Origin of the sequence: Nioella sp. MMSF_3534, from assembly GCF_030732985.1 — a bacterium.
GTDB lineage: Bacteria > Pseudomonadota > Alphaproteobacteria > Rhodobacterales > Rhodobacteraceae > Nioella.
On sequence record NZ_JASHJX010000026.1, the window covers coordinates 1 to 19,524 of the forward strand.

General features: G+C 65.6%; 19 protein-coding genes. 13 read left to right on the forward strand and 6 right to left on the reverse strand.

What is annotated here, in order from left to right:
- Nucleotides 1–8: 8 nt before the first annotated feature.
- The 7 genes from mtnA to RBB16_RS12050 all read left to right on the forward strand — a co-directional run bounded on the left by mtnA (nt 9) and on the right by RBB16_RS12050 (nt 5,791).
- On the forward strand, nt 9–1,103 hold the full coding sequence (mtnA, locus tag RBB16_RS12020; protein ID WP_306046453.1) for an S-methyl-5-thioribose-1-phosphate isomerase: 1,095 nt from the start codon (nt 9–11) through the stop codon (nt 1,101–1,103).
- Nucleotides 1,100–1,759 carry a class II aldolase/adducin family protein gene (locus tag RBB16_RS12025; RefSeq protein WP_306046402.1) on the forward strand — a complete coding sequence of 220 codons (660 nt, stop codon included), beginning with the start codon at nt 1,100–1,102 and terminating at the stop codon, nt 1,757–1,759. The genes mtnA and RBB16_RS12025 overlap by 4 nt, the downstream gene beginning before the upstream one ends.
- Nucleotides 1,760–1,870: 111 nt before the next feature.
- Nucleotides 1,871–2,485: a DUF4178 domain-containing protein gene (locus RBB16_RS12030; protein ID WP_306046403.1), complete on the forward strand. Its 615-nt coding sequence runs from the start codon at nt 1,871–1,873 to the stop codon at nt 2,483–2,485.
- Nucleotides 2,482–3,843, forward strand: a complete 1,362-nt coding sequence (locus RBB16_RS12035; protein WP_306046404.1) for a DUF4178 domain-containing protein — start codon at nt 2,482–2,484, stop codon at nt 3,841–3,843. The genes RBB16_RS12030 and RBB16_RS12035 overlap by 4 nt, the downstream gene beginning before the upstream one ends.
- A 1-nt stretch (nt 3,844) precedes the next feature.
- Nucleotides 3,845–4,012, forward strand: coding sequence for a hypothetical protein (locus RBB16_RS12040; RefSeq protein WP_306046405.1), 168 nt, complete (start codon nt 3,845–3,847; stop codon nt 4,010–4,012).
- A gap of 13 nt (nt 4,013–4,025) precedes the next feature.
- Nucleotides 4,026–4,250 (forward strand): DUF350 domain-containing protein, encoded by a 225-nt coding sequence (locus tag RBB16_RS12045; RefSeq protein ID WP_071690706.1) that lies wholly within the window; start codon nt 4,026–4,028, stop codon nt 4,248–4,250.
- On the forward strand, nt 4,247–5,791 hold the full coding sequence (locus tag RBB16_RS12050) for a polyamine aminopropyltransferase (RefSeq protein WP_306046406.1): 1,545 nt from the start codon (nt 4,247–4,249) through the stop codon (nt 5,789–5,791). The genes RBB16_RS12045 and RBB16_RS12050 overlap by 4 nt, the downstream gene beginning before the upstream one ends.
- Here RBB16_RS12050 and speD read toward each other — a convergent pair whose 3' ends face one another.
- Nucleotides 5,792–6,148: an adenosylmethionine decarboxylase gene (gene speD / locus RBB16_RS12055; protein WP_306046407.1), complete on the reverse strand. Its 357-nt coding sequence runs from the start codon at nt 6,146–6,148 to the stop codon at nt 5,792–5,794.
- A gap of 120 nt (nt 6,149–6,268) precedes the next feature.
- Between speD and RBB16_RS12060 the strand changes: the two genes are divergently transcribed.
- A complete protein-coding gene (locus RBB16_RS12060; protein WP_306046408.1) occupies nt 6,269–7,042 on the forward strand; it encodes an HpcH/HpaI aldolase/citrate lyase family protein in 774 nt (257 codons plus the stop codon).
- A gap of 132 nt (nt 7,043–7,174) precedes the next feature.
- Here RBB16_RS12060 and RBB16_RS12065 read toward each other — a convergent pair whose 3' ends face one another.
- Nucleotides 7,175–8,392 (reverse strand): M20 family metallo-hydrolase, encoded by a 1,218-nt coding sequence (locus RBB16_RS12065; RefSeq protein ID WP_306046409.1) that lies wholly within the window; start codon nt 8,390–8,392, stop codon nt 7,175–7,177.
- A 70-nt stretch (nt 8,393–8,462) separates the two neighbouring features.
- Between RBB16_RS12065 and RBB16_RS12070 the strand changes: the two genes are divergently transcribed.
- Nucleotides 8,463–9,224, forward strand: a complete 762-nt coding sequence (locus RBB16_RS12070; RefSeq protein WP_306046410.1) for a FadR/GntR family transcriptional regulator — start codon at nt 8,463–8,465, stop codon at nt 9,222–9,224.
- Between the two features lie 164 nt (nt 9,225–9,388).
- On the opposite strand, the gene RBB16_RS12075 is transcribed toward RBB16_RS12070, so the two are convergent.
- Entirely contained in the window at nt 9,389–10,054 is a 666-nt protein-coding gene (locus RBB16_RS12075; RefSeq protein WP_306046411.1) for a DUF1028 domain-containing protein, read from the reverse strand.
- A 92-nt stretch (nt 10,055–10,146) separates the two neighbouring features.
- Here RBB16_RS12075 and RBB16_RS12080 point away from each other — a divergent pair, with 92 nt between their 5' ends.
- The 4 genes from RBB16_RS12080 to RBB16_RS12095 all read left to right on the forward strand — a co-directional run bounded on the left by RBB16_RS12080 (nt 10,147) and on the right by RBB16_RS12095 (nt 15,652).
- On the forward strand, nt 10,147–11,721 hold the full coding sequence (locus RBB16_RS12080) for an ABC transporter substrate-binding protein (protein ID WP_306046412.1): 1,575 nt from the start codon (nt 10,147–10,149) through the stop codon (nt 11,719–11,721).
- Nucleotides 11,722–11,868: 147 nt separating this feature from the next.
- On the forward strand, nt 11,869–12,816 hold the full coding sequence (locus tag RBB16_RS12085) for an ABC transporter permease (protein WP_071690699.1): 948 nt from the start codon (nt 11,869–11,871) through the stop codon (nt 12,814–12,816).
- Complete coding sequence (locus RBB16_RS12090) at nt 12,816–14,696, forward strand: dipeptide/oligopeptide/nickel ABC transporter permease/ATP-binding protein (protein WP_306046454.1); 1,881 nt, start codon at nt 12,816–12,818, stop codon at nt 14,694–14,696. The genes RBB16_RS12085 and RBB16_RS12090 overlap by 1 nt, the downstream gene beginning before the upstream one ends.
- Entirely contained in the window at nt 14,693–15,652 is a 960-nt protein-coding gene (locus RBB16_RS12095) for an ABC transporter ATP-binding protein (protein ID WP_306046413.1), read from the forward strand. The genes RBB16_RS12090 and RBB16_RS12095 overlap by 4 nt, the downstream gene beginning before the upstream one ends.
- A 282-nt stretch (nt 15,653–15,934) precedes the next feature.
- On the opposite strand, the gene RBB16_RS12100 is transcribed toward RBB16_RS12095, so the two are convergent.
- The 3 genes from RBB16_RS12100 to eutB all read right to left on the reverse strand — a co-directional run bounded on the left by RBB16_RS12100 (nt 15,935) and on the right by eutB (nt 19,472).
- Complete coding sequence (locus RBB16_RS12100; RefSeq protein ID WP_306046414.1) at nt 15,935–17,305, reverse strand: aspartate aminotransferase family protein; 1,371 nt, start codon at nt 17,303–17,305, stop codon at nt 15,935–15,937.
- Between the two features lie 186 nt (nt 17,306–17,491).
- Nucleotides 17,492–18,478 carry a cyclodeaminase gene (locus RBB16_RS12105; protein ID WP_306046415.1) on the reverse strand — a complete coding sequence of 329 codons (987 nt, stop codon included), beginning with the start codon at nt 18,476–18,478 and terminating at the stop codon, nt 17,492–17,494.
- Nucleotides 18,468–19,472 (reverse strand): hydroxyectoine utilization dehydratase EutB, encoded by a 1,005-nt coding sequence (eutB, locus tag RBB16_RS12110; protein ID WP_306046416.1) that lies wholly within the window; start codon nt 19,470–19,472, stop codon nt 18,468–18,470. The genes RBB16_RS12105 and eutB overlap by 11 nt, the downstream gene beginning before the upstream one ends.
- Between the last annotated feature and the right edge of the window lie 52 nt (nt 19,473–19,524).

The window sequence follows — 19,524 nt, forward strand, 5'->3', positions numbered from 1 at the left end:
ATATCCCCATGAAAGTCAACGGTACCCCCTACCGCTCCCTGTGGTGGAGCGACGAAACCAAGGCGCTGCAGATCATCGACCAGCGCTGGCTCCCGCACGCGTTCCGCATCCAGCAACTGGACAGCCTCGCCGATTACTGCACCGCGATCACCGACATGCATGTCCGTGGCGCGCCGCTCATCGGCGCGACGGCAGCCTATGGCATGGCCTTCGCGCTGGCGCAGGACAGCTCCGACAACGCCATGACCGAGGCCTATGACCGGCTCCACGCCACGCGGCCCACGGCGATCAACCTCAGATGGGCGCTCGACCGCGTCAGTGCCGCCATGCGCCCCCTGCCCGAGCACGACCGCGCTACCGCCGCGCTGCAACTCGCCCATGAGATCGCCGACGAGGACGTGGAGATCAACCGCCGCATCGGCACCCATGGCCTCAGCCTCATCAGGGCCATCGCAGAGCAAAAGCCAAAGGGCGCGCCGGTCCGCATCCTGACCCATTGCAACGCGGGCTGGCTGGCGACAGTGGACTGGGGCACCGCCACCAGCCCCATGTATCACGCGCATGAGGCGGGCATTCCCCTCCATGTCTGGGTTGATGAAACCCGCCCCCGCAACCAGGGCGCTCTGACCGCGTGGGAGCTGGGCAGCCACGGCATTTCGCACAGCTACATCACCGACAATGCAGGCGGTCACCTGATGCAGCGCGGGATGGTCGACATGGTCATCACCGGCACCGACCGCACGACCCGCACGGGCGATGTCTGCAACAAGATCGGCACCTATCTCAAGGCACTGGCCGCCCGTGACAACGACGTGCCCTTCTATGTCGCGCTGCCCTCGCCCACCATCGACTGGACCGTTTCGGACGGCGTGGCCGAGATTCCCATCGAGGACCGCCCCGCCCGTGAAGTCACCCACATTCAGGGCCGGGACGCGACTGGCATCTCCAGCGTGCAGGTCACGCCCGAGGGCACCCCCGCCGGCAACCCCGCCTTCGACGTCACGCCCGCGCGGCTGGTCACGGGGCTGATCACCGAACGCGGCATCTGCGAGGCCTCCGAAGCGGGGCTTGCGGGCCTCTTCCCCGAGATGGCCGCGCCATGACGCCCCCCTATGCGGACACGACAGAGACACGGCAGGCCATCATCGACGCCTGCCTGAAACTTAGCGCCGAGGGCATCAACCAGGGCACCTCCGGCAATGTCTCGGTCCGGGCGGGCGACGTCATGCTGATCACCCCGTCGGGCGTGCCTTACGAGGATATGACGCCCGACATGATCCAGCCCGTTCCGCTCGCCGGTGACCCCGCCGGGACAGGCCCGCTCAAACCCTCCACCGAATGGCGATTTCACCAGGCGCTCTACAACGCCAAACCCGCGATGCACGCGGTTGTCCATGCGCATCCCATCCATTGCACAGCCCTGGCACAGAACCGCATGACCATTCCGGCGGTCCATTACATGGTTGCGGCCTTCGGGGGCCATGACGTGCCGCTGGCGGGCTATGCTCTCTTTGGGGGCGAGGATCTGGCGCGGAACGTCACCGCCGCCATGGCCGAGCGTCACGCCTGCCTGATGGCCAACCATGGCGCCACGGTGGTGGGGGAAAGCCTGCCGAAAGCGCTCTGGCGCATGGGTGAATTGGAGGCTCTTGCGCAGACCTATATCCTCTCGCTGTCCATCGGCACGCCGCATCTGCTCGACCGGCTTCAGATCGAGGAAGCGCTTGCCGCCTTCGCCGACTATGGCCACCGCGACTGACCGGGGGCGGGAAATTCTGACTTTATTTCGCGGCCATCCGCGCTTAGGCTGACCCGAGTTACCGATATTCCGCCCCACGCCTGGGGCCATTTGCAGACCACAGATTGCCAGATGAGCACATTCAGTTGCCCCAATTGCGGCGATGACGTCACCCCCACCATTGCGCGGGCGCGCATGGTGACCTGCCCCTCCTGCGATTCGACGATCCTGATCGAGTCCGATGCCGTGCGGCTGGCGGGCGAACAGGGCGTGATGCACGAGGTGCCCATGCTCTTTGACATCGGCGATACGGTGATCTGCGGCAAGACCACTGTCACCCTGCATGGCCACGCGCGGTTTTCCTATGGCCGCGGCTTCTGGGAAGAATTCTGGGGCCAGACCCCTTCGGGCGATTCCGCCTGGGTCTCGGTCGATGAGGGCGATGTGGTGGTGCAGCAGCCTGTGCCTGCCAGCAATTACCCCCGCAGCCAGGGCGAATTCCGGCCGGGACGCGAGATCACCTGCCAGAATCAGCATTTCAGGGTGGTCGAGGTCGACAGCGCCGAATGCGTGGCCCTGCGCGGCAGTTTCGACGAGGAACTGAAAGTGGGCGAAACCTACAGTTTCGTGAACGCGCAGGCCTCGAACGGTCGCCTGCTGTCGGGCGAGCTTTGGGAGGGCGGGCAATCCTGGTTCCTGGGCACCTGGTTTGATCCCTTCGAGATCAAGGTCAGGAGGCAGTCATGAGCCTTGCCGCCGCCACCACTTCCGTCAACTGCACCTCCTGTGGGGCCGGGCTCGATGTGCTCGGCGGCGGGCGGGTCATGGTCCATATCTGCCCCTATTGCGGGGCCGAACTGGACGCGCAGGACAATTACGCCGTCATTGCCAAGTTCGACGGGCTGCAACGCCCCGACAGCCCGTTCCGCATCGGCATGTCCGGCAAGATCCGGGGCGCCGACTACACCGTGATCGGCATGCTGGAGTTCCGCGAACGCTATCGTGGCCAGACCTGGACCTGGATCGACCACCAGCTTTATTCGCCGACCCATGGCTATGCCTGGCTGACCATCGAGGACGGGCACCTGGTCTTTACACGGCGCTACCGGCGGCCCGTCTGGCTGTCCGAGGGGCAGGTGGAACGCGCCAATCACCCGCCGACCATCACCATTGATGGGGAACGCTACCGCTATTACGAGACCTCGACCGGCGAGATCACCTTTGCCGAAGGCGAATTCACCTGGGCGCCCAAGATCGGGGACAAGACCACCACGGTCACTGTTCTCAGCGACGAGGCGATGCTGGGGTTCTCGCAAACCAACCAGGAACGCGAGGTCTATCGCTCGGAACTGGTGGACAGCGCCGAGGTCTCGGCCTCCTTCGGGGTCAGCAACCCGCCGGTGCCGCAGGGCGTCCATCCGATGACGCCGTATCAGTCCGGAGGCAACGACCGGTTCATGCTGATCACGTCGCTGATCGCCCTGGTGGCCTGCATCGTGCTGGCCATCTTCTTCGACACGCGCAACGGAACACTGGTCGGCGATCCCATCGTGCTGGAGACCCGTCAGATCCCGGCCGCCGTACCGATCACGATCCCCAATGTGACCGGCCCGGTCCGGCTGACATTCGACGGCACGCCCTATGTCGCGCCGACGCTGGCCAACCCGCCCAGCCTCCCGGTCTATGCCCGCGCGTCGATTGATCTGGCCCATCCCGATGGCCGGTCGGTGCCCGAGGCGCCCCGGCGGGCGGTCGTGACCGTTGGCGGACAGCGTCAAGGGGCCGCCGCCGGCAGCCGCAACCACACCGAACTGGTGTTCCCATCCGCGATGGCGGGCGATTACCAGCTGAACCTCCGATGGTCCGGCCAAGGACCGACCAGCGCCAATACGCGTGCCGGCTTCGAGGGCGAGATCACCAGTGCCAGCCAGCTTCATTTCTCGGAAGGCAATGTCACGATCCGCACCTATGCGGGGATTTCCAGCGGCTACTGGCTCTACCGGCTGGCCGTCGTTTTCCTGATCCTTGCGATTGTGGCCCTTCTGGGCAAATGGAACTTCAACCGCAAACGCTGGAGCGGCTCGGACTGGACGAGCGAGGACTGACATGAACCTGTTTCGCACCATCTTCCTTGCCTTTACCATCGTCGCCGTCCTCGGCGTCTCCTACGTCGCCTATCGGGGCGCGGCCCCCGACACGTCCGGGCGGCAGGTTTCGCTGAGAACCGGCAGCGGCGGCAATTCCAGCTTCTTCGCCTTCGGTCGCGTCAAATAAGAAAGAGGATCCAATGGAACTGTTTGCAGAGCTTCAACTGGCCGAAATTCTCGGCACCATCGTCTATACCGGCATCGGCATGGTGCTGATGTGGATCGTGTGGAAGATCATCGTCGCGGCCTCGCCCTTCCCGATCATCAAGGAGATCGAGGAAGATCAGAACATCGCACTGGCCGTCATGATCGGCATGCTGTTCCTCTCCATCGCCATCATCATCGCGGCTGTCATCGTTTCATGACACCAGCCGCCGCGCCGCGGCTGCGCGAGGTCTGGCTGCTGGCGGCGACCTTTCTGGTCGCCATTGCCGGGCTGATCTACGAACTGGTCGCGGCCACCGTCTCCAGCTATCTGCTTGGGGATTCCGTGCGCCAGTTCTCGCTGGTGATCGGGATTTTCCTGTCGTCCATGGGGCTTGGATCGTGGCTGTCGCGCTATGTGGGGCAGGCGTTTTCCGGCTTTGTCTGGGCGCAGATCCTTCTGGGGCTGGTCGGCGGCTTCATGGCGCCGGTGCTCTTCATCATCTACGGCTGGATGGGCGAGGTCGGCCTGCCGCTCTATAGCATGCTTATCGCCGTGGGCGTGCTGTCGGGCATGGAGATCCCGCTCATTGTCCGCATCCTGAAGGCCGAGGGCGCCAGCGAGTTCCGGTTCGAAAACGTGCTGACCGTGGACTATGTGGGCGCGCTCGCCGCGTCGCTGGCCTTTCCGCTGCTGATCATCCCGCATCTGGGCCTGATGTCCGCAAGCCTCGCCTTCGGGGCGTTGAACCTTGGGGTTGCGGGCCTGTCGCTGTGGATTTTCCGCGATCTGGTGACACGGACACAGGTGACCTTCTGGGCGCTCGCCTTTGCCGCCACGCTTGGCGGGCTGGTGCAGTCGGAACGGCTGGTCTCGGTGGCCGATGCCGGTCTTTACGAGGACAGCATCATCTTCGATCAGGCCACGCCCTACCAGCAGATCACGGTGACCCGCTTTCAGGACCGGGTGCGGCTCTTCCTCGACCATTCCATCCAGTTCGACAGCATCGACGAGTACCGCTATCACGAACTTCTGGTGCATCCCGCCATGGGCCTCGCGCCCCGCGCCCGCAACATCCTGATCCTTGGCGGCGGCGACGGCATGGCCACCCGCGAAGTGCTGCGCCACGAGGATGTGGAAACCGTGACGCTGGTCGATCTCGATCCCGCCGTCACCGCGCTTTTCCGCGACCACCCGGACCTTGCACCGCTGAACGATCACGCCTTCAGCGACCCGCGTGTGACGATCATCAATTCCGACGCGTGGGAGTTCATCGAACACGCAGAAACGCTCTATGACGTCATCATCCTCGACCTGCCGGACCCCAAGAATCTCGCCCTCTCGCGGCTCTATTCCCGCAGCTTCTACGGGCTGCTGGCCGAGCGGCTCTCGACCCACGGGCTGATCGTCACACAAGCGGGATCACCGCTCTTCGCGCGGCAGGCCTTCTGGTCTGTGGTCGAAACCTTTGAAAGCGCCACCAACCCGCTGACCCCCGGCACGGCGGGGCTCTGGACGCTGCCCTATCACACCTATGTGCCCAGTTTCGGGGAATGGGGCTTCATCATCGCCGCGCCCTTGGAACATGGGGCGGACAACCTGCCCCTGCCCGAGGGCCTGCGCTATCTGAACGAAGACGAGTGGCAGGCTGCACGGCTCTTCGGGGGCGATGTCTCGCGGGTCGAGGCCGAGGCCAACACCCTGCAATCCCATGCGCTTGTGGGCTATTACCTCGATGGCTGGGACCGCTGGTTCCCCTGATCACCCCTGCCCGCGCGCGATCTCGGTGATCACCACCCGCTCAGGCCGCAGCACCGCGCGCAGATGATCGGCGGCCTTATGGGCATCGGACCGGCCACAGAGGAAGATATCGACGGCGGCATAGCCGGTCTCTGGCCAAGTGTGGATCGAGATATGCGATTCCGCCAGCACCAGCACGCCCGTCACCCCGTGCCCCTCGCCAAAATGATGCAGGTGATCGGCCAGAACCGTGGCCCCCGCAGCCGCCGCCGCGCCACGCAGGGCGCTGTCCAGCGTGGTCATGTCATCCAGATGGCTGGCCCCGTAAAGGTCCACGATCAGGTGCAATCCGGGGCTGTGGTCGGGCTGGTCTGTCATCCCTTCGCAATAGCCCGGCCCTTGCCGGATGAGAAGCCCGCATACGATCTTTCCTTCGCCCCGCGCCCGTGCAATGCTGAACAAGTCAACTAACCGCCCTCCCATGAAGGAGCCGCCCCCATGGACCTGCCCAAGAACGCCTTCAAAGCCGCCCTCAAGGCGGGCCGGAAACAGATCGGAATGTGGGTTTCGATCCCCGATAGTGGCGTGGTCGAGCTGCTGGCGGGTTGTGGTTATGACTGGCTGCTGATCGACACGGAACATTCCGCCATGGGCGCGGTCGACACGATGCCCCTGATGCAGGCCGCTGCGCCCTATCCGGTCAGCGCCGTGGTGCGGCCCGGCTGGAACGACGCGGTCGAAATCAAGAAGCTGCTGGATTGCGGGGCGCAGTCGCTGCTGATCCCCTATGTCCAAAACGCCGAGGAAGCCGCCGCCGCCGTCGCCGCCACCCGCTATCCGCCACATGGCATAAGGGGCATGGCGGGGACGACGCGGGCCACCCGATACGGGGCGGTCAAGGACTACGCCACCCGCGCGCATGAGGAGATCTGCCTGCTGGTTCAGGTCGAAACCGCCGAGGCACTTGGCCAGATCGAGGCCATCGCGGCGGTCGAGGGCGTCGACGGCATCTTCATCGGTCCCGCCGATCTGGCCGCCTCCATGGGCTATCCCGGCCAGGGCTCTCACCCCGAAGTCAAGGCCGCCGTGGTCGATGCGGTCAAGCGCATCACCGCCGCCGGCCTGCCCGCCGGGTTCCTGTCGCTCGATCCGGTGATGCTGGACGCGGTGAACGCGGCGGGCGGCAAGTTCATCGCCGTTGATGTGGATATGGTGGTGCTGCGGCGCGAGGCCACCGCCAAGGCCGCCGCCTGGCGCGACAAGATCGGCTGATCCGACGCCGCGCACCGGTGCCAAGACTCCTCCTCTTCGAATGGCTCACCGCGCCCCGCCACACGCCCGTGGCAACGCGCGCCGACGAGGGCTCCCCTGAAAGGGGGGCTTGAGAAGGCGCGCTCCCCCGCCTCACATCTCCACCAGCGCCCGCGCCAGCACCTCCACCGCCACGCCCATATCCTCAGGACTGGCATATTCCTCGGGCCGGTGGCTCAGCCCGCCCCGGCAGCGCAGGAACAGCATCGCCATCGGGCAGAGATCGGCCATGGCCGAGGCATCATGGGTGGCACCGGAGGGCAGTATCGGCACCCCCTCCCCCGCGGCCCGGCGCAGCACCGCGACAAGATCGGCATCACAGGCCATGGCGGGCTGCACATAGCTTCGCTCAAAGCTCACCTCGCACCCCGCCGCGCGCGCCCCTGCTTCCGCCATCTCCCGGCAACGCGCCGCGCAGGCCTCGCGGTCCGCATCCTGCTCGGCGCGAATCTCCAGCACCAGCCGCACCTCCTCGGGGATCGCATTGGCAACATTGGGATGCAGGTGCATCTCGCCGACCGTGGCGCGCAGACCCGGCCAGTCAGCGGCCACCCCCGGAAGCGCCGCGATCAACCCCGATGCCGCGACCAGCGCATCGCGCCGCGCCTCCATCGGCACGGTGCCCGCGTGGCCGGTCTCGCCCCGGAAGGTCAGCGCATTGCGTTCGATCCCACAGATGCTGCTGACCACACCCACAGGCTGGCCTGCGCGTTCCAGCACGGGTCCCTGTTCGATATGCAGCTCCAGATAGCCCCGTATACCCGCCGGGTCGCGCCTCAGGCCCGCCACCGCTTCGGGGTCGCCCCCGAATTCCGCAAGTGCCTGCCGAAGCGACACGCCCTCCGCATCGCAGCGCTCCAGAACGCCCGGATCGAACGTGCCCGCCAGCGCCCTTGGCCCCATCAGCGCCGTGGGAAAGCGCACCCCCTCCTCGTCGGCGAAGGCCAGCACCTCGACCGCAAAGGGCAGGTCACGATCCGCAAGGCGTTCCAGCGCCAGACAGGCCAGCGCAATGCCCATGATCCCATCATAGGCCCCGCCGCCGCGCACCGAATCCTGATGCGACCCGATCAGCAGAGTCCCCGCCCCCGCCGGCCCCTCGCGCCGTCCCACCACAGTGCCCGCCGCGTCCATATGCACCGTCAGCCCGGCGCGGGTCATCCACTGGTCAATCTGCGCGATCGCCGCGCGATGCGCCACCGTGAAGGGAAAGCGCGTCACCCCCGGCCCGGGCGCGCTGCACTCGGCAATCTCTGCCAGACGACGCGCCGCCTCTTGCCCCCAATCCATGATCGCCTCCGAATTTATCATGATAATTTATTTCCTACACAAGCCAGCCGCTTGGGTCTAGGTTCATCATGATAAATCAGCGCCGAGCCACATGACCGACACGCCCGCAAAACCGAGTTCCCCCCGCCGGTCCCGCCCCGTCAAGGTGGCTGACCAGATCAAGGATTGGGTCGTGGAACGCGACCTCAAGCAGGGCGCGAAACTGCCCAATGAGGCCGAGATGATCTCGCTTTTCGGGGTCTCGAAAGGCACCGTGCGCGAGGCGATGCGGATTCTGGAGGCACAGGGCCTCATTGTCACCCGCACCGGCCCCGGTGGCGGCAGTTTCGTGGGCGAGGTCAGCCTAGAACGCGCCAAGTCGCTGCTGGCCAACTATTTCTACTTTCAGGACCTTTCGGTGTCCGACATCTACCAGATGCGCAAGGTGGTGGAACCGGAACTGGCCGCCTCGCTGGCGGGCACGCTGACGCCCGAGCAGATCGCGGAGCTGCGCGGGCTGGTGAAGCAATACGACCACCCCGCACAATCGCCCGAGGAAGAACGCGACCAGCATATCAACTCGCTGAAATTCCACGCCAAGCTGGCGGAATATTCCCGCAATCCGCTGCTGGCCTTTATGGTCTCGTTCATGGCGCGCATCCTGACGGATCTGACCGTCTACCGCCGTCTCTATGAACCCCATAACGAGGAACTGCGCGTGCGCGGCCAGCGTCACCAGCTCGACCTGGTGGAAGCGTTGGAAGCGGGCGATGCCGACCGGGCCGAAGCGATCATGCGCTCTCATATGCTTGGCGCGGAATCCCTGATGCAGCGGCAGGAAGCCCGCGTCATGCGCCGGTTCATCGCGGAATAAGCGGCGAGGTCAGCGCGACCACGCGATTTCGAAATCGCGTCCCTGTGGCCGGACCCCGGCCACGTCCTGGCCGATCCCGAATCGCACCGGTCCGATCCGATGGGCCGCGCGCCCTTGAAAGAGCGCGGGTGACGCGATTTCGAAATCGCGTTCTCGCCCCCCGCTCATCCCGGTGCGCGCGATTTATCCGTCAGCACCGGCACCTCGTCCAGCCAATCCGCATAAGGGGGCGTCCGCGCCGCCTGCAACAACGCGCCCAGATCGTCCAGCGGCCGGTCGCTCCGGTCGATCCGCAGATCCAGAGGCGGCGCATCGGGGCGCAGCACCAGCAGCGCCGCAGAGAGCAGCCCGCGCGAATCACCCCCGGCCACCTCTGCCGCCCGCAGGCTCGCCAGCAGCCGCTCGGCCATGTCCTCTCCTTCACCGTCCCGGAACCGCGCGACAAGCGCGTCCAGAACCGCCTCCGAGCTCAGCATGTTACCCGCCACGGCCAGCCCGCCAAAGCAGCGATGCGCGGCGGCGGGCACGCTCTTGCCACCGGTGAAGCCCCCGGCCCGGCCTGCCGCATCCAGCGTGATCAATTGCCGGTGCCCGCGCCCCGCATCCCCTTGAGTTACAGCGAAAACCGCGTCTCCGGCGCTCACCCCCTGGCCCATCAGGCGAATCGCCTCATCGCGCCAGAAGGTGCTCGGCGCGGTGCCCTGCGACGCCGACAGCCCGCGCTCGATATCGCCGCGAATGACCCATCCGCCCACGCAGAGGCTGCCCGTTGCGGCGGCTGCCGCGTAAGTGCCTGTTTTCTGGTCATGGGCAAGAATCGAGAAGGTCATGCCGGGCTCCTGCTAATATTTCTCTTGAATTTATCATGATCATTTGCGTGAATGCAATTCATCATGATAAATTCCACAGGGAAGGATCTGCCATGAAACTGCTGACCATGACACGGCGCGCGCTGCTTGCCGCCGTGGCGGCTTCGGCGCTGGCCATTGGGGCCAACCCCGCCGCTGCACAAACTCCGCCCGGCGTTCTTGTCGTCGGCCAGGTGGCCGAGCCTCAGGCGCTCGACCCCCATGCCGTGACCGCCGTCAACGACTTCCGCATCCTGATGAACGTCTATGACGGTCTGGTGCGCTACGCCTCCGGCACGCTGGAGGTCGAACCGGCACTCGCCACCTCCTGGGAGATCTCGGAGGACGGCACCGTCTACACCTTCACCCTGCGCGAAGGTGTCAGCTTCCATGACGGCAGCGCCTTCGACGCCGAGGCCGTGGTGTTCAACTTCGACCGGATGCTGGACGAAAACCACCCCTACCATGACACCGGCCCGTTCCCGCTGTCCTTCTTCTTCTCTGCCGTGGAAGAGGTCGAGGCGCTCGACGACATGACCGTTCAGTTCACCCTGAACGCGCCCTACGCGCCGTTCCTGTCGAACCTCGCCTACCCCACGGGCCTGATCGTCTCGCCCGCCGCGGTGATGGAACACGGGGCCGAATTTGGCCGCAACCCGTCCGGCACCGGCGCCTTCGTCTTCGAGGAATGGCGCGCGAACGAGGCCGTGGTCGTGACCGGCAACCCCGACTACTGGGGCGGTGCGCCCGCGCTGGAGGCCGTGGTCTTCCGCCCGATCACCGACGCCAACACCCGCGTGGCCGAAATGCTGGCAGGCGGCATCGACATGATGGTCGAGGTTCCGCCGGTGGCCCTGTCCGAATTCGGCGGCGACAGCTTCCAGATCGTCGAACAGGCAGGCCCGCACGTCTGGTTCCTGATCCTGAACGCGCTGGAAGGCCCGTTTGCCGATGTCCGCGTCCGTCAGGCCGCGAACTACGCGATCAACAAAGAGGCCATCGTGAATGACGTGCTGGAAGGCACCGCCGCCGTTGCGGCAGGCCCCACCCCGCCCGCCTTCGCATGGGCCTATAACGAGGAACTGGAGCCCTATCCCTACGACCCCGACCGCGCCCGCGAACTGCTGGCCGAGGCCGGCGTCGAGAACCCCGAGATCACCTTCTACGTGACCGAGGGCGGATCGGGCATGCTGGACCCCGTCGCCATGGGCACCGCCATTCAGGCGGATCTGGAGGCCGTGGGCTTCGACGTCACCATCGAGACCTATGAATGGAACACCTTCCTTGGCCGCGTGAACCCCGGCCTTGAGGGTGAAGCAGACATGGCCGAGATGGCGTGGATGACCAACGACCCCGACACCCTGCCCTATCTGGCGCTGCGCACCGATGCGTGGCCCGATCAGGGCGGCTTCAACTCGGGCTACTATTCCAACCCCGAAGTTGACGCCCTGCTGGAAGAGGCCCGCAGCTCGACCGACCAGGACCGCCGCGCAGAACTCTATCGCCAGATGCAGGTGATCGTGCAGGAGGACGCGCCGTGGGTCTTCGTGGCCAACTGGGTGCAGAACGCGGTCACCAATGACCGGGTGGAAGGCTTCGCGCTCGAACCCTCCTTCTTCCTGCTTCTGCATGACGTGGTGAAGAACTGAGCCTAAGCTGAGTGCCGCGGCGGGGGCCTCCCTTCCTCTCGCCGCGGTGCGTTTTTTGTCTGCACGGGGGGTGTACAGGGGGTGTACGCCCGGTGCACGGGGGGCACCCCCCACTTTTCAGCCCCCGCCGACCGGAGATTTCCTGCCATGGGCCGCTACATCCTCCGCCGACTTCTGTCCGCCATTCCGGTGCTGATCGGCATCTCGGTGATCGTCTTCGCGATCATGGCGATGATCCCCGGCGACCCCGCCACCGCCATTCTGGGCAGCTACGCAACGCCCGAAAACGTGGCCGAACTGAACCGCGATCTGGGGCTCGATCAGCCGCTGGTGCAACGCTATTTCATCTGGCTGGGGAACCTTGTTCAGGGCGATCTGGGCCGGTCCTTCAACCTCAACCGCCCGGTGCTGGACGAGGTTCTGGAACGTTTCAACGCCACGCTGATCCTTGCGGGCACGGCGTTTATTCTCTGTTCATTCCTGGGGATTGCCGCTGGCGTCATCTCTGCCGCGCGCCAGTACGGATTTGCCGACAAGGCCATCACCTTCGCGGTTTTGCTAGGGATTTCAATCCCTTCCTTCTTTCTTGGCATGATGATGATCCTGATCTTCGCGGTGAACCTGCGCTGGTTCCCGGTCTCGGGCATGTGGCCCATCTACGGCACGCGCGACATCTGGGCGCTGATCGATCACCTCACCATGCCCGCGCTTGCACTGGCCGTTGTGGCCACCGGCGTCATCGCGCGCCTCTCGCGCTCGGCCATGCTGGAGGTGTTGCGCCAGGACTTCATCCGCACCGCCCGCGCCAAGGGCGTGCGCGAACGCGGCATCATCTGGCGTCACGCGCTGCGCGCCGCCATGGTCTCGATCATCCCCGTTCTGGGCATTCAGGCGGGGTTCGTCCTGTCCGGCGCGGTCTATATCGAGCGCGTCTTCCAATGGCCCGGCATCGGCCAGATGCTGGTCGACGCGATCCTGCGCCGCGACATCCTGCTGGTGCAAGGCGGCGTCGTCTTCGTCGCCGCCTGCTACGTGCTGTTCAACATTATCGTGGACGTGGCCCAAAGCCTTCTGGACCCGAGGATCAAGACATGATGGCGTTCCTGAAACTCCTCGCCCGCAACCAGCTGGCGCTGGCGGGACTGATCGTGATGGGTCTTGTCGTTCTGCTGGCCGTTCTGACGCCGATCCTGCCGCTGGCCGACCCGGACGTGACGAACACCCCCGCCCGCTTCACGCCGCCCTTCTCCGAAGGCGCGCTTCTGGGCACCGACCATCTGGGCCGCGACCTGCTGTCCCGCCTGATGTGGGGCACGCGGCTTTCCCTCGCCGTGGGCTTCGCCGCCGCCTTCATCGCCGCCACGATCGGGGCCGCGATCGGCATCATCTCGGGCTATTACGGGGGCCGCACCGACAACATCATCATGCGCTTCGTCGATGTGCTGATGGCCTTTCCTTACATCCTTCTGGCGCTGGCCATCGTGGCCGCGCTCGGCCCCGGGTTGATGAACGCACTGATTGCCGTCGCCGCCGTCAACATTCCGTTTTTCGCGAGGAATATCAGGGGCATCACCGTCGGCATCGCGCATAAGGAATTCGTCGATGCGGCCCGGCTGGCGGGGCTGTCGGATGCCAAGATCATCCTGACCGAGATCCTGCCCAATGTGCTGCCGGTGATCGTCATCGCCATGTCCACCACCGTGGGCTGGATGATCCTGGAAACCGCAGGGCTGAGCTTCCTCGGGCTCGGCTCGCAACCGCCGCAAGCCGATCTGGGGTCGATGCTTGGTGAAGCGCGTTCGGCGCTCATCACCAACCCGCATACATCGCTGGTGCCCGGCGTGATGATCCTGATCATCGTCATGGCGATCAACCTTCTGGGCGACGGGGTGCGCGACGCGCTGGACCCGCGGCTGAAGTCCGGCGCGCTCAGCCGCCCCCTGCCCGCCACGCTGGTCGCCCGCGACCGGCAGCCCGGCGAAACGGCAGATGGCACCGCGCTCCTGCAGCTGTCTCAACTGGAAACCCAGTTCCATATAGGCCCGCGCATCTACCGCGCCGTGGGCGGCGTCGACCTGCAGATCCAACCGGGCGAATGCCTCGGCCTCATTGGCGAGAGCGGGTCCGGCAAGTCGGTTACGGCGCTGTCCATCATGGGGCTCGTCGCCTCGCCGCCCGGCAAGATCACCGGCGGGTCGGTCTATTATCGCGGTGAGGAACTGGTCGGCGCGCCCTATGAACTGTTGCGCAGCCTGCGTGGGCGCAAGGTGGCCTATATCTTCCAGGACCCGCTGGCGTCGCTGCATCCGCTCTATACCGTCGGCGACCAGCTGATCGAAGCGGTCCGTGTGCATCGCAATGTGCCCAAGGCCGAGGCCCGCGCCCATGCCATCGAGCTGCTGAAATCGGTTCGCATTCCCAATGCGGAGGACCGGGTGGACAACTACCCGCACGAGATGTCGGGTGGGATGCGCCAGCGGGTGGGCATCGCCATGGCACTGGCCAATGACCCGGATGTGATCATCGCCGATGAACCGACAACCGCGCTCGACGTGACCGTGCAGGCGCAGATCCTGACGCTGCTGGATGACCTGCGGCGGGATCGTGGCGTGGTGATCTTGTTCATCACCCATGATTTCGGCGTCGTGGCGCAGCTTTGTGACCGGGTGGCGGTCATGTATGCGGGCCGGATCGTGGAACAGGGCACCACGGATGAGATCCTCGCCTCCCCCGCCCATCCCTACACCCGGCGCCTGATGGCCTGCGTGCCGGAACTGGGCGGCGGGCGCAGGCGGTTGGAGGCCATTCCCGGCCTGCCCCCCGTCGTGGACAAGCTGCCTGCAGGCTGCGCTTTTGCCGACCGCTGCGACAAGGTGCGCGCGGCCTGCCGCGAGGGCAACATCACGCTGGATGAAATCGGTGCAACCCGCCGGGTCCGCTGCATTGCCCCGGAAATCGAGGAGGTGCCCGCATGACCGCCGCCCTGAAGCTGACCAAGCTGAAAAAGGACTTCCCCGTCGGCAAGAGCCTTTTCGGCCCGCCCCGCGCGGTGGTGCACGCGGTACAACCGGTGACGCTGGAGGTCGCCAAGGGCGAAACCCTTGGCATTGTTGGGGAATCCGGCTGCGGAAAGTCCACATTGGCGCGGATGCTGGTGGGGCTTTTGCCTGCCACGAAAGGCACGATCGAGATCGAGGGCGCGGCGCTCGACAATGCCGACCCCGCAGCCTTCGGCAAGAAGATCCAGTATGTCTTTCAGGACCCGATCTCCTCGCTTAACCCGCGCAAGACGATCCGCCAGATCATGGACGCGCCGCTGAAGCACCTGCATGGCATGGCCGCGCCGGAACGGCGCAAACGGATCGCCGAGATCTTCGCCGCCGTGAACCTGCGCGAGGAATTCCTCGACCGTTATCCACACGAGTTTTCCGGCGGGCAGGCACAGCGGATCGGCATCGCGCGGGCGCTGGCTGCCGAGGCGCGCATTCTGATCCTGGATGAACCGGTGTCGGCTTTGGATGTATCCGTTCAGGCGCAGGTGCTGAACCTGCTGGCGGATCTGAAGGCGGAGTTTGGCCTGACTTACCTCTTCATTACCCATGATCTGGCGGTGGTGGAGGCAGTGAGCGACCGCATCGCGGTGCTTTATTTCGGCGCCCTGGTGGAGCTTGGCCCGGCGGAGCGCATCTTCTCCGCCCCCCGGCACCCGTACACCAAGCTGCTGGCTGAAAGCGCCCCGGTGGTGGGCCGCGACCTGAAAGCGCCCGAGGGCCGGGAAACCGAACTCCCCGACCCGCTGAACCCGCCGCCGGGATGTTCCTTCGCCGCCCGCTGCCCCTTCGCCAGCGACCAATGCCGCGCCGAGGTGCCAGAGCTGATCGATCAGGGCGATGGCGTGTCGGTGGCCTGTTTTCATCCGTTGGAGGCGTGAACCGCAGTCGGTTTCCGCAATGCGGTCTTTTCGGCCGCCGGACATCCCGGGAAAAAGCCGCGCATCGCAGACGCGCGCGGGGGCGATCCAGCGTTGGAGGTAGGCCGTTTATGTCGGCCAAATCCGCAGAACATCTACGCGGCGCGCCTGCATCGGCCAAATCGCCTCCGCGTGGGGGCGCGTCGGCGATGCGCGGCGGCCTTCGGCCTTGATTCCGCGCGGGAAACGCCCATCCGGGTTCGGGATGGCCATGACCCACCCCGAACCCTTACAGCATTGGCCTCAGCCCAGAACCGCCGCCACAGCCTTCGCGGTCTTGCCGACCACCTCATCCGCTTCTTCCTTCGTCAGGCAGAAGGGCGGGGCGAAGCCGAGGATGTCGCCCTGCGGCATGGCGCGGGCGATGACGCCCTGTTCCAGAAGCGCCGCCGCGATGCGGGGGCCGACCTTTTCGGAGGCGTCAAAGAAGCTGCGGCTGCCCTTGTCCTTCACGAATTCCACCGCGCAGAGCATCCCCTCGCCCCGGATCTCGCCGACATTGGCATGCTCCGCCAGCGCCGCTGTCATCGTGGCGTTGAGGTAGCCGCCCACTTCGCCCGCGTTCTGCACGAGGTTCAGCTCATCAATCAGCTTGAGGTTGGCCACCCCCGCCGCCGCCCCGATGGGATGCGCGGAATATGTCCAGCCGTGGCCGATGGGGCCGTTCTCGTCGGTGCCGTCCTCCAGCACCTTCCAGACCTTGTCCGACACGATCGACCCGGACAGGGGCGCATAGGCGGAGGTCAGCCCCTTGGCGATGGTGATGATATCGGCCTCGATCCCGTAATGGTCCGACCCGAACATGGTGCCAAGGCGGCCGAACCCGGTCACGACCTCATCTGCAATGAGCAGGATGTCATGCTTCTTCAGCACCGCCTGAATGGCCGCCCAGTAGCCCGCGGGCGGGGGAACGATGCCGCCGGTGCCAAGCACGGGTTCGCCGATGAAGGCGGCGATGGTGTCGGCGCCTTCACGCTCGATCAGCGCCTCCAGCTCGGCCACGCAATGGGCGGTGAAGGCCTCCTCCGACATGTCCAGATCGGGGCGGCGGTAGTAATAGGGCGCCTCGGTGTGGATCACCTGGGTCAGCGGCAGGTCGAACTTCTTGTGGAAAAGTTCCAGCCCGGTCAGCGAGCCGGTCATCAGGCCCGAGCCATGGTAGCCGCGCCAGCGGCTGATGATCTTCTTCTTCTCGGGGCGGCCGAGGATATTGTTGTAATACCAGACCAGCTTGATGTTGGTCTCGTTCGCGTCCGATCCCCCAAGGCCGAAATAGACCTTCGACATGTTCGCAGGCGCGCGGTCGAGGATCATCTTGGACAGAGTGATGCTGGCCTCGGTGCCGTGGCCCACATAGGAATGGTAATAGGCCAGTTCCTTGGCCTGCGCGGCGATGGCCTCGGCGATGTCCTGGCGGCCATAGCCCACATTCACGCAGTAAAGCCCGGCGAAGGCATCGAGCAGGCGGTTGCCATCGCGGTCCTCGATATGGCAGCCCGAGCCGCCGGTCACGACCCGGTTGGGCACATTGCCCCGCGCGAATTCGGCAAGGTGGGTTGAGGGGTGGAAGAAGTTCTCGCGGTCCCACTGGTCCAGTTGGTCATTGCGCAGCATGGCTCATCTCTCGCGGTTCTGGCGGCGCGCCGCCTAAGGTCACAGGATAGGAGCCGGGATGCACGCTTCCGGGCTGGGGCCGGATAGAGCTGGGCAAAAGGCTCCGCTCACCCCGGCAGCAGCGCGCAATGCCTTTATTGCCGTGGTCGGCGCGACCATAGCCAAAGCGAAGCCCCGTTTCCAGCCCTAGCTTGTCACGCTGGTCCCCGCATCGCCAAGCCGGGCAAAGACATGGCTGGCAATGGCGGTGTCCTGCGCGCCGGTGCCGGTCAGGTCGCAGATGGTGATGTCGTCGGCAGTCCGGCGGCCAAGGGCGCTGCCGTTGATGACCTGCCCCAACTCGCCGGGCGTGCCCCTGGTCCAGAGATTGACGGCCAGCGCCGCCTCCAGCTCCCCCGACACTTCGCATTGCGCGACGCTGTCGCAGATATAGGCGTCGGCCAGGACCAGCGCGCGCGGGTCGATCTCGCATTTGCCGGCCTGATCCGAGCCCATGGCGGTGATGTGCAGGCCCGGATGCAGCCAGTCGGCCTTGATGACCGGCGCACGGGCGGGGGTCGTCGTCACCACCAGCTGGCTTTCCGCAACCAGCCGTTCCGGGTTTGACACGGCATCGACCTCGATCCCCAGGTCAAGACGCAGATCATCGGCGCAGACAGCCGCCTTGGCGGCATCCCGTCCCCAGACCAGCAGCCGCTTGAAGGGCCGCACCAGATGCGCCGCCTGCATCTGCAATCGCGCCTGCACACCCGTGCCGATCACGCCTGCCGTCTCTACATGCGGCGGCGCGAGGTGGCGGGCGGCAACGGCCCCTGCGGCTGCGGTGCGGATATCGGTCAGGTAGCCATTGTCGAGGAACACCGCCTGCACCAGCCCGGTCTTGGCGGAAAACAGGATCATCAACCCGTTCAGGCTGGGAAGTCCCAGCTTCGGATTGTCGAAAAAGCCGGGGCTGACCTTGATCGCAAAGCCTTCGAAGCCGGGGATATAGGCGGTTTTGACATCGACCTCTCCATTCGCGTCGGGCAGGTCCATCGACAGGATCGGCGGCATCACCACCCGACCAGAGGCCAGCGCCGCGAAGGCCTTCTCGACCACGTCGATGGCGGTCAGGTCCAGCTCCACCACCTGCCGCAACTGCGCCTCGGTCACGATGCGGATGTCATGCGCCATATGTCTTGCCCTTCAAGATCCTGTCCCCCAATGAAATATCCTCACCCGCCATAATCCGGTGGAACTGGCCCATATCCAGATTGCGCCCTGTCACGATGGTGCCGACCGGCCCCTGGGGCTCGACCTTGCCCGCCAGAACCGCCGCCAGCCCGACCACGCTGGCCCCTTCCGCGACGATGCGATCCTCGTAGAACAGAACCTGCATGGCATCGCGGATTTCTTCTTCCGTCACCAGCACGATTGCGTCGAGATTGTCGCGGCAGAGCGGGAAGCTCAGCTTGTTTTTCAACCCGATCCCGCCACCAAGCGAGTCGGCAAGGCTCGGCACTTCCTCCACCTCGACCGGGCGACCAGCGGCGATAGAGGCCTGCATGGCCGCGCCCCGGTCCATGGTGATGCCAATAACCCGCACATCCGGGTTCACGGATTTCACAGCCACCGAGACGCCGCCCGCCAGCCCGCCCCCCGACAGCGGCACCAGAACCGTATGCAGATCGGGCCGGGCCTCGATCATCTCGAACCCGATCGTGCCCTGCCCCGCGATCACCTTGGGGTCGTCGAAGGGCGAGATTTCGGCCAGCCCCTCGGCCTCCACCAGCCGCAGGCTTTCGGCCAGCGCGTCGTCCTGAGACCGACCGACGATCTTCACCTCGGCCCCAAGCGCGCGAATGCCGTCCACCTTGGCCTGCGGCACCAGTTCCGACATGCAGATCACCGCGCGGATGCCCCGGCGCGCGGCGGCATAGGCCACGCCGCGCCCATGGTTGCCGGTGGAACAGCAGGTCACCCCCGCCACGCCGTCGGGCAGGGTCATCACCGCGTTCATCGCACCGCGCAGCTTGAAGGCGCCAATGGGCTGGCAGGTTTCCAGCTTCAACATAAAGTCATGTCCCGCCCGCGCGCTCATGTAAGGCGAGGGCACGAAGGGTGTGGCGTCTGCCTGTCCACGCAGAACGCGGCGGGCGGTCAGGATATCGGCAAGGCTGAATGTCATGACGCGCAGTTGTGCATGTTTCCCCGGCGGAAGGAAAGTTCGGAAATCCCGC